14 protein-coding genes and 1 pseudogene are annotated in these 13434 nt (G+C 30.4%); 2 read left to right on the top strand and 13 right to left on the bottom strand.

Annotated elements, in window-relative coordinates; translation table 11 throughout:
* Positions 1-47: 47 nt before the first annotated feature.
* The 8 genes and pseudogenes from DIC82_11820 to DIC82_11785 all read right to left on the bottom strand — a co-directional run bounded on the left by DIC82_11820 (position 48) and on the right by DIC82_11785 (position 8946).
* Positions 48-845, bottom strand: a complete 798-nt coding sequence (locus tag DIC82_11820; protein ID AWK51660.1) for a lantibiotic ABC transporter permease — start codon at positions 843-845, stop codon at positions 48-50.
* 235 nt (positions 846-1080) lie between these two features.
* Positions 1081-3546: a chemotaxis protein gene (locus tag DIC82_11815; GenBank protein AWK51659.1), complete on the bottom strand. Its 2466-nt coding sequence runs from the start codon at positions 3544-3546 to the stop codon at positions 1081-1083.
* Between the two features lie 291 nt (positions 3547-3837).
* Positions 3838-4833, bottom strand: coding sequence for a chemotaxis protein (locus tag DIC82_11810; GenBank protein ID AWK51658.1), 996 nt, complete (start codon positions 4831-4833; stop codon positions 3838-3840).
* 12 nt (positions 4834-4845) lie between these two features.
* Positions 4846-5886, bottom strand: coding sequence for a hypothetical protein (locus tag DIC82_11805; protein ID AWK51657.1), 1041 nt, complete (start codon positions 5884-5886; stop codon positions 4846-4848).
* Between the two features lie 820 nt (positions 5887-6706).
* On the bottom strand, positions 6707-6817 hold the full coding sequence (locus tag DIC82_11800) for a hypothetical protein (GenBank protein AWK51656.1): 111 nt from the start codon (positions 6815-6817) through the stop codon (positions 6707-6709).
* Between the two features lie 139 nt (positions 6818-6956).
* Positions 6957-7865 (bottom strand): Mph(B) family macrolide 2'-phosphotransferase, encoded by a 909-nt coding sequence (mph(B), locus tag DIC82_11795; protein ID AWK51655.1) that lies wholly within the window; start codon positions 7863-7865, stop codon positions 6957-6959.
* A 35-nt stretch (positions 7866-7900) separates the two neighbouring features.
* Positions 7901-8299: pseudogene (locus DIC82_11790) on the bottom strand (hypothetical protein).
* A 47-nt stretch (positions 8300-8346) separates the two neighbouring features.
* A complete protein-coding gene (locus DIC82_11785) occupies positions 8347-8946 on the bottom strand; it encodes a TetR family transcriptional regulator (protein ID AWK51654.1) in 600 nt (199 codons plus the stop codon).
* Between the two features lie 399 nt (positions 8947-9345).
* Between DIC82_11785 and DIC82_11780 the strand changes: the two genes are divergently transcribed.
* A complete protein-coding gene (locus tag DIC82_11780; protein ID AWK51653.1) occupies positions 9346-9573 on the top strand; it encodes a small acid-soluble spore protein Tlp in 228 nt (75 codons plus the stop codon).
* 281 nt (positions 9574-9854) lie between these two features.
* On the opposite strand, the gene DIC82_11775 is transcribed toward DIC82_11780, so the two are convergent.
* Positions 9855-10607 (bottom strand): hypothetical protein, encoded by a 753-nt coding sequence (locus DIC82_11775; protein AWK51652.1) that lies wholly within the window; start codon positions 10605-10607, stop codon positions 9855-9857.
* A gap of 34 nt (positions 10608-10641) precedes the next feature.
* Between DIC82_11775 and DIC82_11770 the strand changes: the two genes are divergently transcribed.
* Positions 10642-10779 (top strand): hypothetical protein, encoded by a 138-nt coding sequence (locus tag DIC82_11770; GenBank protein ID AWK51651.1) that lies wholly within the window; start codon positions 10642-10644, stop codon positions 10777-10779.
* A gap of 147 nt (positions 10780-10926) precedes the next feature.
* On the opposite strand, the gene DIC82_11765 is transcribed toward DIC82_11770, so the two are convergent.
* Genes DIC82_11765 through DIC82_11750 form a run of 4 tightly spaced genes read right to left on the bottom strand, consistent with a single transcriptional unit; the run spans position 10927 to position 13381 of the window.
* Positions 10927-11868 (bottom strand): pyridine nucleotide-disulfide oxidoreductase, encoded by a 942-nt coding sequence (locus DIC82_11765; GenBank protein AWK51650.1) that lies wholly within the window; start codon positions 11866-11868, stop codon positions 10927-10929.
* 55 nt (positions 11869-11923) lie between these two features.
* On the bottom strand, positions 11924-12457 hold the full coding sequence (locus tag DIC82_11760; GenBank protein ID AWK51649.1) for a YeeE/YedE family protein: 534 nt from the start codon (positions 12455-12457) through the stop codon (positions 11924-11926).
* Between the two features lie 12 nt (positions 12458-12469).
* Complete coding sequence (locus tag DIC82_11755) at positions 12470-12697, bottom strand: sulfurtransferase TusA family protein (protein ID AWK51648.1); 228 nt, start codon at positions 12695-12697, stop codon at positions 12470-12472.
* A gap of 24 nt (positions 12698-12721) precedes the next feature.
* Positions 12722-13381 (bottom strand): transporter, encoded by a 660-nt coding sequence (locus tag DIC82_11750; GenBank protein AWK51647.1) that lies wholly within the window; start codon positions 13379-13381, stop codon positions 12722-12724.
* Positions 13382-13434: the final 53 nt, after the last annotated feature.

The following is a 13434-nucleotide window of genomic DNA, read 5'->3' as shown; positions in this document are numbered from 1 at the left end:
TTATAATGTATTATTTACTTTTAATAATACATTATAAAAATGTAAGCTTATTTATTGTGCGTATAAATCATAAAAACATAAACTTCTATAATTATTAATAAAACAATACAAACACTCACTGTAACTATTATTCCAGGATATAAACTAGCAAAGCCGCCTTGTGATATGTGTTTATTGAGTATTCCTATATAAGCCCAGATAATAACCAATCCATATGCAACATCTCTGTTTTTTATTGTTATTGCACTTCCGATAATAGCTCCAATTAAGATTACAACAGCTGTCCACATCCATTCAGTTGTTCCAAAACTATTCCATCCAATACTTACAAAAAGTGTTACAAGATTTGCAATCGTTGCCACTGTAATCCACCCAAAGTAAACACTAAAAGGCAATTTTATAAAAATTTTTTCTCTAAGTGAAAGCTCATATTTATTTATTTCCTTTGTAATCAAAATCAAACAAACAAGAATTACAATCATAAATACCATTGATAATGGAATCATGTGATAATGCCAACTAAAAATCCATGCTCCATTAGCAATAGATGAAATTGAAAAATAAATTCCAACTCGGTGCAATAAATTGGACTTAATTTCACTTTTATTTCCTCGAAAAATACCAAGTTGATATAATGTATGTCCTGCTAATAAAACATAAATAATTCCCCATATTGCAAATGTTATTGCTGCCGGTGAAAATAGATTTTTATAGTAATTTGATACTTGACCTGTGGTCTGACCATTAATAGGTAATATATTTGCAAGTCCATTAACAATAATCATAGCTAAAAAAGTGACTGTAACCAAAATTTTATTTGATCGGTTTATTTTATTATCATTCATATTTCTCAACCCCTTTTTTCTTCATTTTACACGAAAAATTATTTTGTGTATAGATAAATATAAGATAGAATAACCTAACATATATCAACCTTATTAAGTTGTTTTATGTTAGGTTTTATTCATGTATCTTAAATTCATCCTTATAAAAAAATTCCTGCATTCTTGATAAAAATTTTACAACTTCCTCTAATCTGCTGAGCTTGTATAGACATTTGCCTGTAGTTGTAAATATAATTTATTTTTCTATAATTATATCTTCATATCTTACTGTTCCAAGAGGACTAACTCTTACACCAATTACACCTTCTCTTGAAGTATATCCAACTTGTGGGTGATATAAGAATATCCAAGGAGCATCATCTACTATTATTTTCTGAATATCTTTATACATTTGAATTCTCTTTTGAGGATTTATTATTCCCTTTGCTTTATTCATCATTTCTACAACTTCTGACTTGTTGTATCCTGTAAAATCTGTAAAGTTAGCCGGGTTAAACATTGGTTGAAGGAAGTTGTCCATGTCTCCAGTATCTGAAATCCATCTACTTAAGAACAAATCACTTTTCTTGATTATTTCAGGATTTAAATACTTATCTGGGCTTATTTTCTCTAGAGTACACTCAATTCCAACTTCTTTTAAATCATTTATTATAAATTGAGTTATTTTATTAAAAACAGTTTCCATACTTTCATCTCTAATCAATATTTTAAGTTTAGTGTTTCCTATTGAAGCATGTTTTTTATTTAAAATATCTTTTGCTAATTTTGGATTATATCCAAATCCTGATAAATATTCGTTATCAACCACGTTTGGAGGTATAGGTCCTTTAGCCTCTTCACCAAGTCCACCTAGTACTTCATCAATAATTCTCTTTTTATTTACTGCTAGATTAAATGCCTTTCTAATTTCATTGTCTTTAACAAAAATGGAATTTGAAGATAAATTAAATCCAGCATAATAGGTTCCCATAACACTCTTATACTTTATATTGAAATCATTAGTTCTAGATAATTCTTCTATTTGATTTTTATTATCAATTGTAATAAAATCACACTCTTTATTAATAAGGCTATTGGCTGACTTCTCCCCTTCAAAGTTTACAATCACTTTATCTACATATGGCATACCACCAAAATAGTCTCTAAATGCAGTTAGTACACACTTATCTTTATCCGTGCTTTCTATTATGTATGGCCCACAACCTGTAATCTTTCCTTGTAAAACATCTTCTTTAGGTAATATAGAACAAACATATTGACCTAAGTTAAGCAAAAATCCACTGTAAGAACCTGTTAACTTAATAGAAATCCTATATCTATCTATTGTTTTTATTCCTCTAACTTCTTTTGCCATTCCATTAGAATATTCCATCGCTCCATCAATTTGCTCTAAAAACCAACTGTTTGGAGACTTTAAAGCTGGGCTTAAAAGTCTCTCATAGGTGTACTTTATATCTTCTGAAGTTATCTCCCTACCATTATGAAATTTAGCTCCTTTTCTCAAACTAAAAACCCATGTCAGATTATCCTCTAATACATGCCAGCTTTTAGCAATACCTGGAGTAATTTCTCCTGTAGAGCTAATTAGTAGCAGACCTCCATGAACATTGTATAAAATTTGAGCGCTTTGAGTATCAAATGCTAACTGTGGATCATAATTTAAAGGCTCTCCATTTAGAAAAGTTCTAACTGTTGACTCACTTTTTTCTGCCTCTTCAATTTTTTCTAAAAGACTATTAGATATACTTTGAAGATCTTTTGATACGTCTGAAAGAATATTTAAAGAAGTTTTTGTATACTGAGAATTTAGTGATGTTGTTTCTACCATAGCCATTACATTTTCAGATGTTTTATTCACCTCTTCTGTGGAAGAGATAATATTTTCAAGTCCTTGAGTTTGCTTTGAAATTGCTATGTTAATTTCTTCAGTTACATTATTAGTGGTTCCCACCGCGTTAATTATTTCATTAAATACTTGCTTAGTATTATTTGCAATATCATTACCTTCTAGCACTTTATTCATACTTTTATTCATAGCATCCATTGTTTGATCTATACAGAAATTTATCTCATTTATAGTATTTGAAATTTGTCCAGCTGACTCAGCACTTCTTTCAGCCAATTTTTTAACTTCTTGAGCAACAACTGTAAACCCTCTTCCAGCCTCTCCTGCTCTTGCTGCTTCAATAGAAGCATTTAAAGATAACAAATTAGTATGATTTGCTATATCCTTTATAATTGTAAGAATCTCATTTATGTGAGTTGATTTTGAGCTTAAGTCGTTTACAACATCTTTCCCATTTTGTACGGATACTTGAATTTCACTCATAGCTTGTATAGAATTATCTACTGCCTTACTTCCTTCTCTTGCTATGCTCATTGTTTGCTCAGCTATCAATTTTGAGTTCTCTGTACTTGCGAAAACTTCCTCTGCAAGTGCTGAATAGTTACTAATTTCACTGGCAACCTTATCTATTGATTCCCTTTGTATTTCTACATTCTTAGAAATATCATGTGTAAGGGATATTAGGTTTTCAGCTGCAAAACCAGTCTCTTCAATTTTTTCACTTATTCTATTAACTATACATCTTTGATTATGTTTTAAAAGACTAATTTCATTTTTACTATTACTATAATTTATTACTTCATTTTCAGTATTATCTACATCCATAGCCTGTCTACCCTTTTTCCAAACAAACATTAAATTCACTCCATCCTAATAAATACGTCCATATAAATCCATTTTTATGTATATTTAGATTATCGTTCTCTTTTATGAAAAAATCAACACCTTTTGTCAAAAAAGAGCGTTAAGAAGGAATTATTCGATGTACAAGAAACTTCTTGTTTGTCCACAGATGCTAAATTAGACATTGAATGTGGTAAGCTACATCAAATATATGAATTTAGTGCAATGCTTGTATATGGAAAATCTTGTTTCCACTGGGGTGCTTCTGAGACAGGTCGTGTTAAAGTTGCTATAGATTTATTTTTATGAACCAGATTTCTCTAACATCTGTTTTTTTAAAATGTCTATCTGATTTAGGTAGTGTAAAATATGAAGGTAATAATCAGCTTTTTTTTGTACGCCTAAAACTAAACTTTCAAATTTAGTATTATCTTGAGTAGTCTTAGTTACTATGTTTAGCAAGTCTATATTAATATGTGAGATCTCGGATATATTATCATCTTGTGAATTCATTACGCTTTTAAGGTTATTTAATAGTTCATCTTCATTGGCAGCTATATTATCCATTATTATACTAGAATTCTTTATTAGTTCTTGAGTTGTGGGTAATATTTTTATTCCCTCATTACTTTTTTCACTAAGCTGTGATATGATTTCAGTCATAGTTTTTAAAGAACTCATTATACTCTTAGCGTTCAGTTGGGTACTTTCAGAAAGTTTCTTTATCTCTTGAGCCACAACGGAGAATCCTCTTCCATGCTCCCCAGCACGGGCAGCTTCTATAGCAGCATTTAAAGAAAGTAGATTTGTCTGACTTGCTATATTAGAGATAATTGAAGCAAGACTTTCTATTTGGCTATATTGGGATTGCAATTCGTTAGACAATACATTGAATTGTGAGAATAAATTAATTATATTATCCATTTCCCCAACCATAGAGACATTTTTAGATTTTGCATTAATTACACTCTTAGAAGATATAATTAAATTTTCAATAGCTTGTTCTAGCAGTTGTTTTGTATATTGGCTGCTCTTTGATACGCTTTCCAGATGTTCTTGAACACTTTGTGTTTGTTCTTTTGTATACCCTTCACTGTTTAGCAATGAATTAAAATTAGCAGTCATTTCCCCTTCTTCTTTTAATACTAATTGGGTTTTATTTTTAATTTCATTATCTAATTCAAAAACATATCCAATATTATCTAAATTGCTCCATTTACTTTTTTCTAAAGCCTGCTGTCTTGTATCATTTTTAGCAATATGCTTTTCTTTTCTTTGTTTTTTCTTAAATCCTATCATAATTTTACCCCTTTACTCTATTAACAAAAGTACCATTGTTTGATTAGAATGATTTTTATAATATTGTTCTCCATAGCTCACAAATCCAGTAATATTATTACAAAATTTAATCATTTCCTTATCAAAGACAGGCCATTTCTTTTCCTGTATAAACTTCAAACTTCTTAAAATGCAATGAACTGAAAATATGAAGGAAGGATTAAACTGTGCACTCTTTATAGTTTGTTTTAAAACTTCAATAGGATCTTCAGCCTTTAATACATCTACAAATGTATTTTCCATTAATTCGCAATAAAAAGTTATTGATTTATCACTATTCACCTTCATAGGAGAAGCAATAAATATATCATTTTCATATTTCTTTCCTAATGGATGATTCATAAAGAAACTAGGTAATTCCTTTTCCGTTATACCTAGAACTCTTGCATATTCTGTGCTTGCAGGTCTATTATTGAATGATTTTACTGTCCTATTTAACACATCTGCTTCAGTAACTAATAGAGTTTGTCCTATACTTGTATATATATTTTCTTTTAATATACATGTCCTTCTTTTGCTATTAAAGAATACACTAACGTTAGCTACCCTTTTACCGCCTATGTAAATATAGGTTTCTTTAAAATTCAAGTTATCCCCTGAACTCCCACCTATAATTTTAAAATCTGGAGGTATAAAATAAAACGTTGATAATATACTTTCTTCAGTTCCACTTAACCCATCACATAAAAGTAGCATAAAAGCATTTTTATTATTTTTGACTTTATCATAAGCACCCTTTAACATATCAATGCTTTTTATTGCAGGATATTCTATCTCTACAACTTTAGATTCTCCCTTATCATATTCAAACCCTGTAATTACGCCATCTTTATAACCATTACAAGTATATTCCCCGCTAGTTGAACATAATATCGTATTTGGCGAGACATTTTTGGAAAGTTCTATCACCATTTCAACTGGTGCAAACAATATTATCCCCATTGTTTTTAATATATTGGCATCTTGTGTATATGCATACACCTCATTGACAGAATGAAATAATAATTGTTTCATACAAATCACCTCTCTTAATATATTCATAGTATCTTTTTATTTTTTCAGATTCTTAATTAGTATTAGAACCCTAATTTAACTTTAATCGACTTAATATATCTAAACTATAATTGACTGTAATTTCACAATACATTACAGTTTGGTTTGATATGTGAAAGTTCTGCTTTATAATTACTAATAGACTTACCATGAAATATTGCTGATAATTATTGTTAATTCTTTGACAAACATTAAGCTAATTATAATTTCATTAAGAACTTTGAGAAATACATATTAAAGTTAATACATATTTTGAGTTTAATACCTATTTATATATAATACGATACTCTACAACACATTTCTACATTTAATTTACATATTTTTAGTGTTCCGAAAGGATGTTCAACCAATACTATTAGAATTCTAGGCTTGGATACATATGAAATAATCTTTTCTTTCTCACATTTTTCTCCTTTGGGTACTTCTGAGAAAATTAATACAGATAAAAAAAGTATCTATATATTTTTTATCTATAGATACTTTCTTTCTTATCTATTATATATAAGAAAACCTTCTGAATTCTTATTTTTATTTCTTCCTTGACAACTCAATTTGACTAATAGCCTCTGCCCTTAGTCTAGCTCCTACTGTAGCATCAATTATTTTTTCAGTTATCTTTGTTTTATTATCTTTCTTTGACATATTGGCATTAACTAATTTTCCTATTGAAAGAAGATCTTCTTTTCTTAATTTTAAACTTTCAATATATTTTTGTGCCTCTTCTCTTTTATTAAACCTTTCTATATTAGAAACTAAATTATCAAATTCTATTTTATTAGTACTAATCTCTTTTTGTTTTTTTACCTCTTAATGCTAAATCTGCTGCTATATTAGATGCTAATGTTGTTTTTCCAACTCCTCCTTTGTAGTTTATGAATGAAACTACTTTCACTGATATCTCCTTAGAAAACTTAATTATTTCAATTATCTTTATTCTTTTTATAATTATTATATACCACTCTGTTAAACATATATTAAAGAATCAATTACACTAACTTTTTCTCTTGCTATCTATAACTACTTCACGCCACTTACGAATCTTGCACTTCCAATGCTTTCTTCGCCATCTGAACATATTCCTCAACACCAGAAACCATTGCAAACTCAGCAATTGAAACTGGATAAGCAGCAACCAGTTCAATAATGTGCTCTTTCATCTTAGGCCAATAATATCCACCAACTTCTTTATAAGCAAGAATCAAAGCTTCTAGTCCTTCTTCTCCAAAGGCCTTATAGTTGAAAACAAAATCATTCGAAATATCTGCAACCTTAGCTTCGGTCCAGTCGATTAATCCGGTCACATTAGCCTCTTTATCAATCATAGTATGTCCTGCATGTACATCTCCATGAATCAGTCCAGTTTTCTTAGGCCACATTTCATCATCATTAATCCATTCTTGCCATCTGTTCCATAGTTTCTCGCCTACGCCAAACTTTGCTTTTACATCATCCATGCGCTGCTTCATTGACATTCTTGCTTCTTCTGGCGTTTGCACTAATAGACCAAGTTCAGCAGCTTTATCACTAGGTATGCTATGAAGCTCTGCTAACACTCTACCCAGAGACTTGTGAAAAGATTCTGGAACATTGTTAATATCTATCTCCCAAACATAGTTTCCTATATTATGATCTATAGTTCCTGCTGGCACACCATCTAACTTCTTATAAGCAATCAGCTCATCTGCGTAAATGCTCCAGTTTGGTGCTTGAAAAGATTGAGCATATTTATTTATCAAATCTAATGCTTGTTTTTCTACCTTTGTTCTGGGTATAACATCTTCCCGCCTAGGAAATCTAAGAACCCAATCCGTTCCACTTTCATCTTGTGCAAATACAACTTGAAAATCAAGTCCGGATTCATTAAACTGCATTGTTTCTTCCTTTAGAATAATATTATGTTTTTTAGCTATTTCCTTAACTTGTTTCATATCTCTACTCATCCAAATCACTCCTATTTAAAATTTTTAGATTTCGGTTATAAATTTGCTGAATGCTTTGATACAGCATTAATAATTTCATTCCAATCATTATAATGTAGCTCATGCCCAGAACCATCTAAGGTAACTAATACAGCATTTGGTATAATTTTAGAAAGATGAACTCCATTCTCGTACGGGATAATAGAGTCTTCTGTTCCGTGAATTACCAATGTAGGAGCATTGATTTCAGCAGTTCTTGATAAATACGAACCCCAACCCTTTATAAATCCGTGATTCTCCATACTCTGCAAATTACTAGCTCTATCAAATTCTTCTTCCCATCAAATCATTGATGCAGTAGCTCCCATAATTAACAAGATAGTTGGATTATTAATATCTCCAAAACTCTCAATACAGATATGAATATCATTAAAATGAATTATTTTTTCTGTCATAAATTATCACTACTTTTCTACTCTCATTTTGTAATACTTATGCCAAATTAAGTCCGTGCAATTTGATTAGCAACAGCTTCGAATAATAACTCTCTAATCCTTTCATAATTATATTGCTGTAAATCTCCCTTTTGGGAACCAATTAATAAAGCTGATCTTAAAACTCCAGCTATAACACCTGGGTCTTCATCGATAATCTCCTTAGAGTCTTGACGTGATTTTATAAACTCCATAAGAGGGATGATGCTTCTAAGATTTTGTGAGCCAACATACTCTGGATTTAGCTTTCTAGATACAATTTTATATTCCTCAAGATCGTAAACCAACCTTTGAGTTAAAATCTTAGATTCTAGTTCCAAAGTCATCTTATTTAAATACAACTTTATAGCTGAACTTATATCCTCAGTCCCTCTAACTTTTGGCCAAACCTGCTTTTCAATTTGCTCTCCCTCATGTGCTAACAATTCCATATATAGCACTTCTTTTGACTCGAAAAATAGATAAAATGAACTCTTTGCAATGCCAACTGATGAAGTAATATCTTCAAGAGAAGTACTCTTAAAGCCTTTATCTATAAAAAAGCGATAGGCAACTTCAAGCAATTCTTCTCGAATTTTTTCTTTTTCTAATTCTGTAAACTTAGCCATAACATAAAGTACCTCCATATATTGTGAACATAAAAACAAATTTTTTATTTGTTTTTATATTACTATAATGTGTTTTAGAAATCAAGTTCAGTCATTCTTTCTTCGCAATTTATATTACCCTAAAATGTATTCTTTAATTTTTGTTTAGCAAAAAAGCACTGTACTAAATATATGAATTTAATACAATGCTTGTATATGGAAAATCTTGTTTCCCCCTGGGGTATTTCTGAAGTCCAAATTCTTTATTTTAACGGCGATAAAAAACGCGTGGTTACAAAATATAAGAAGATTAATTTTGTCGCATAATAAATATATTTTTAAACATAATAAAAAAGAAGGTGCTTGTATAAGAAAATACACTTTCGAATTAAATAAAGCAAATGAAGGAGATGAAAAATCATGCACAATAAACCAGATGACAGACGAGACAATGTCGATAGGATTGAAAATAACCTTAGTAATACTATTCAAAATATTCATCGTGCAGAAGAAATGATTTCAAAAACACATGATGAAAAAATGAAAGAAACATTAAAAGAAAAAAATGAGAGAAGATCAGAAGCCATTAATGGTATGAGAACGGAAATTAAAGACGAAGCAATAGATAAACAAAACGGATACAGGTAGAAATCCCCTAATTTAATTATCTGATCATCATCCAGTATAGCCTGCCAGTAAACTTACCAAATACTTGATGTTGGTTTTTGAAATATCTGTGAGGACATCCACCTATCCATGGATAGGTGGCAAAATTGGAGTATGGATATTTTGGATATAATACTAGAAATTTCAAGCCAATGCTTAGTGTTATTAAGCATTGGCTTTTAAATTCATATTTTTAACTACGAGTTATAATTTAAACTTCTCTCATTATCTAATCATCTTCTAAAATCATTTCATCATCTGGTTTACTTTCTAATTTGGAACTTAATTGCCATTCCATTATCTAAAACTAAAATAAATATTTCTTCAAATGATTCACACTCATCATCATTAAACTCATACGCCTTATATGTATTAATCAATGTATTAATTCCCTGTTCTGTCGTGCATAGCTCATCAAAATCACTGCTCTTTTGATACAAAGTTAATAATTCCCCAATGGTACTCAAATACTTCTCTTCAATAAAAACTACTTTTTTTGTACCTTTGTTTTCTTCCTTAAATTTCTTTATCCTCTCATCACTTATATTTCTTGATAATACCTTTTTATTCTTTGTATGAGTCTCCTTTGCTAAGTCAGGTCTCTTCTGATACTTTTTATACCACTCCTTTGAACTAACTATACCTTCCTTATTATATAAATCTTTAAGTAACTCTAATTCATTTTTATTTACCTCAATAAACCTATATCCTGGAACATTTCCTCCAAACTCCTTTAAAATCTCATACTTACCATCTATATACTTTGCTAATATCCAATTATTTTTTATTGCTTTTTCTGTGTGAGCTAAAAGACAATGCTTAGTTCCATGAGATACAAAATTCCAATGGTCTGATATCCTTAAACTTCCTTCTGGCTTATAGTCCCAAGTAATTTTGGGTACATTATAATAGGTTGAACTATATGGACTTTTATTAATATACTCAAACTTATTAATTTCCTCTAATACTTCCTTTGGTGTTATCTTTGCGCTTTGCGGTAATAATATCTTTTTCATAACTATTCTCCTAACTACTTTATGTGAATAGTATTTGCATTTACCACTTAAATATGAAGAATTGAGACAAACAATTGATGAATACATAATTTTTTATAATACAAAAAGGTTACAGAAAAATTTAAAAGATCTGACTCCAATTGAATATCGAAATCAGATCTTAGCTTCATAATTTTTATTTTTTCATCTGTCTACTTGACAGGGTGCAGTTCACATTAATATTGTCGAGGATATGCTTGGTGGAGGCGAAGTACAATTTTCGTATACTCAACTTTTGTATTATTGAAAATAACATCTCCTGTTTTTACAAATTTTCTACTTATCCAAGTCTTGCGATATATTTTTCAGCCTCGACTCCAGCTATGGCGCCATCTCCAACTGCTGTTGCCACCTGCCTCAATGGTTTTTCTCTCACATCTCCAACTGCAAATACACCTTCTATGTTTGTTTTCATATTTTCATTAGTTAGAATATACCCTATATCTGTTAAGTTAATTTTTCCTTTAAAAATTTCTGTATTTGGCTCATATCCTATAAATAAGAAACATCCATCTACAATCACATCTACAAGTTCATCAGTTTTGAGGTTTCTAAGTATGACTTTATTCAGTCTCTCATCCCCCTCAAAGGAATTAACCACGGTGTTCCATATAAACTCCATTTTAGGATTTTTCATTGCTTCTTCTTGTGCTATCTTATTAGCCCTAATGTTTCCTTTATCTCTTCTAACTGACATAATAACCTTTTTTGCAAATTTAGTTAGGAAGATACCTTCTTCTATAGCTGCATCTCCACTACCTACTACCATAACTGTCTTATTTGTATAGAATGCAGCATCGCAAGTTGCACAGAAAGAGATTCCTTTATCATAAACAAATTTTTCTTCATTTGTTGCTTGTGTGATCCTTGGTTTACCTCCTGTAGAAATAATTACAGATTTCGCATGATATATTATTCTAAAAGTCTCTACAAGCTTATCTTCTTCTTCAAAATTAACACTTTTAACATCTGTAAGCTTAAATTCAACTCCAAAATTCTTAGCTTGTTTATGAAAAAGATTCATAAGCTCTGTTCCTGTTATTCCTTCTGGAAAACCTGGGTAGTTCACTACTTCATTTGTATAAGTAGCTAATCCACCTACTAAAGACTTTTCTATTAAAAGTGTTTTAAGCTTTGATCTCCCACAATAAATTGCAGAAGTTAACCCTGCTGCTCCTCCACCTATTATTACTACATCATAATATTCATGTTTCTTTTCCATAAAAGTCCTCCTAAAAAGGCATAGTTGCTTATAGTAACCATGCCTTTATTAATAATTATATAAAATACTTAACTAACAATTTACTTCCTATCAAAGCACCTAAAAATATAAATATCAGATATACCCATCCGTGTAAAGACATAGATGCCATTCCACTGAATAGCGCTCCTATATTACATCCAAAAGCTATTCTTGCTCCATATCCCATTAGAAGTCCACCAATTATTGCTGCAACAACTTGTTTCATTGATTTTATCTTCTTTATTTTGAATTGTGATGCAAGAAGAGTTGCTAAAAATGCTCCAGCTATAATTCCTATATTAGATACAGAATGACCATTATTTAAAAATCCACCTGCAATGCCTTCAGCATTAGCCTTTTGTTGAAAATAAAACCAATTTTCTGGTTGTCCACCAAAAAACTTGTATATCCAAGCTCCCCAGTAAGAAAATGGTGTTGTTACTCCCCACGCACTTCCTGTAGAGGCTAACATTGCAATATTTAAGATTCCTAATATTACAGCCCCTGTAGTGTATGTCCAAGGATCCTTTAGAAACTTCTTATAATAAACATTATTTTTGATATCCATGTAATCTACCCCCTATTTTGTCTTTTCAATGTATACTTCCCATTCACCGTCGTCTACTTCTTCTATTTCAACGTTGTATCCTTCTTTTCTTGCCCACTCTGGTATATTTTTCATAGCACAACTATGATCTATTTCAACTGCAAGTACATCTCCAATCTTTAAATCATCCATTTTCTTTTGAGTTTTTATTAAAGGTACTGGACATATTTCTCCTAAACAATCTAATCTATATTCTGACATAATAAATTCCTCCTAATTTTTATATTATTTATTTACTTTTCTATTTCCAAACCAATCTGCAAAAATATAAAGAGCTAATAAAAGTCCAAATTGCAGAAAAATTGCTGGAACCCATCCTATTATACTAGGTAAAAATACACTTGTTTTTGACATAAGATGACTTGACCACCAGCCAAAGTTGTTTGCTCCCCAAAGAGAACCTATTATAAAGAATATTAATGAAATAATTTGTATTAAAAATCCTTCTCCAACTCTCATTAATGTTCCAGAAGCACAACCTCCTGAAATGACCATACCTATACCAAACATTGTTGCACCGATGACTGTGTTTATTCCAACAGGTGATATATTACCTGGTATTGATATTCCCTTAGATACTGCTGAAAACTGAAGAGCTGCAAACCCAACTGTTGCAATTGCTATTGTTAATAAAACTGCCTTAGTTAAAGATGTACTTCCTGTTAAAATAGGATCTCTTAGTGATGCAGTAAAGCAAAATCTTGATCTTTGCAATGTAAATCCTAAAGCCACTCCAAATATCCACATAAGCGCTGTCTTTGGAGAATTGTTAGACATAAAGAATCCTACTCCAATTATTGCAATGAAAATTGCTATTCCAAAAGGAATTTGATTTGTCTTTTTCTTTTTTGTCTTTAGTATTTTTGATGTCTGAATTTCAGCCATAATTATCCCTCCTAAATCTATTATCATATTTTTATTTAATTTATACATAATTT

Origin of the sequence: Clostridium beijerinckii, from assembly GCA_003129525.1 — a bacterium.
Taxonomy (GTDB): Bacteria; Bacillota; Clostridia; order Clostridiales; family Clostridiaceae; genus Clostridium; species Clostridium beijerinckii_D.
The sequence above is the reverse complement of the archived record's forward strand: the minus strand, read 5'-3'. Positions and strand labels throughout refer to the sequence as shown.

Bases quoted from the DNA above. Each gene is read 5' to 3' on its own strand.
- DIC82_11820 (AWK51660.1), bottom strand. From the start codon at position 845: ATGAATGATAATAAAATAAACCGATCAAATAAAATTTTGGTTACAGTC.
- DIC82_11815 (AWK51659.1), bottom strand. From the start codon at position 3,546: ATGTTTGTTTGGAAAAAGGGTAGACAGGCTATGGATGTAGATAATACT.
- DIC82_11810 (AWK51658.1), bottom strand. From the start codon at position 4,833: ATGATAGGATTTAAGAAAAAACAAAGAAAAGAAAAGCATATTGCTAAA.
- DIC82_11805 (AWK51657.1), bottom strand. From the start codon at position 5,886: ATGAAACAATTATTATTTCATTCTGTCAATGAGGTGTATGCATATACA.
- DIC82_11785 (AWK51654.1), bottom strand. From the start codon at position 8,946: ATGGCTAAGTTTACAGAATTAGAAAAAGAAAAAATTCGAGAAGAATTG.
- DIC82_11780 (AWK51653.1), top strand. From the start codon at position 9,346: ATGCACAATAAACCAGATGACAGACGAGACAATGTCGATAGGATTGAA.
- DIC82_11775 (AWK51652.1), bottom strand. From the start codon at position 10,607: ATGAAAAAGATATTATTACCGCAAAGCGCAAAGATAACACCAAAGGAA.
- DIC82_11765 (AWK51650.1), bottom strand. From the start codon at position 11,868: ATGGAAAAGAAACATGAATATTATGATGTAGTAATAATAGGTGGAGGA.
- DIC82_11760 (AWK51649.1), bottom strand. From the start codon at position 12,457: ATGGATATCAAAAATAATGTTTATTATAAGAAGTTTCTAAAGGATCCT.
- DIC82_11755 (AWK51648.1), bottom strand. From the start codon at position 12,697: ATGTCAGAATATAGATTAGATTGTTTAGGAGAAATATGTCCAGTACCT.
- DIC82_11750 (AWK51647.1), bottom strand. From the start codon at position 13,381: ATGGCTGAAATTCAGACATCAAAAATACTAAAGACAAAAAAGAAAAAG.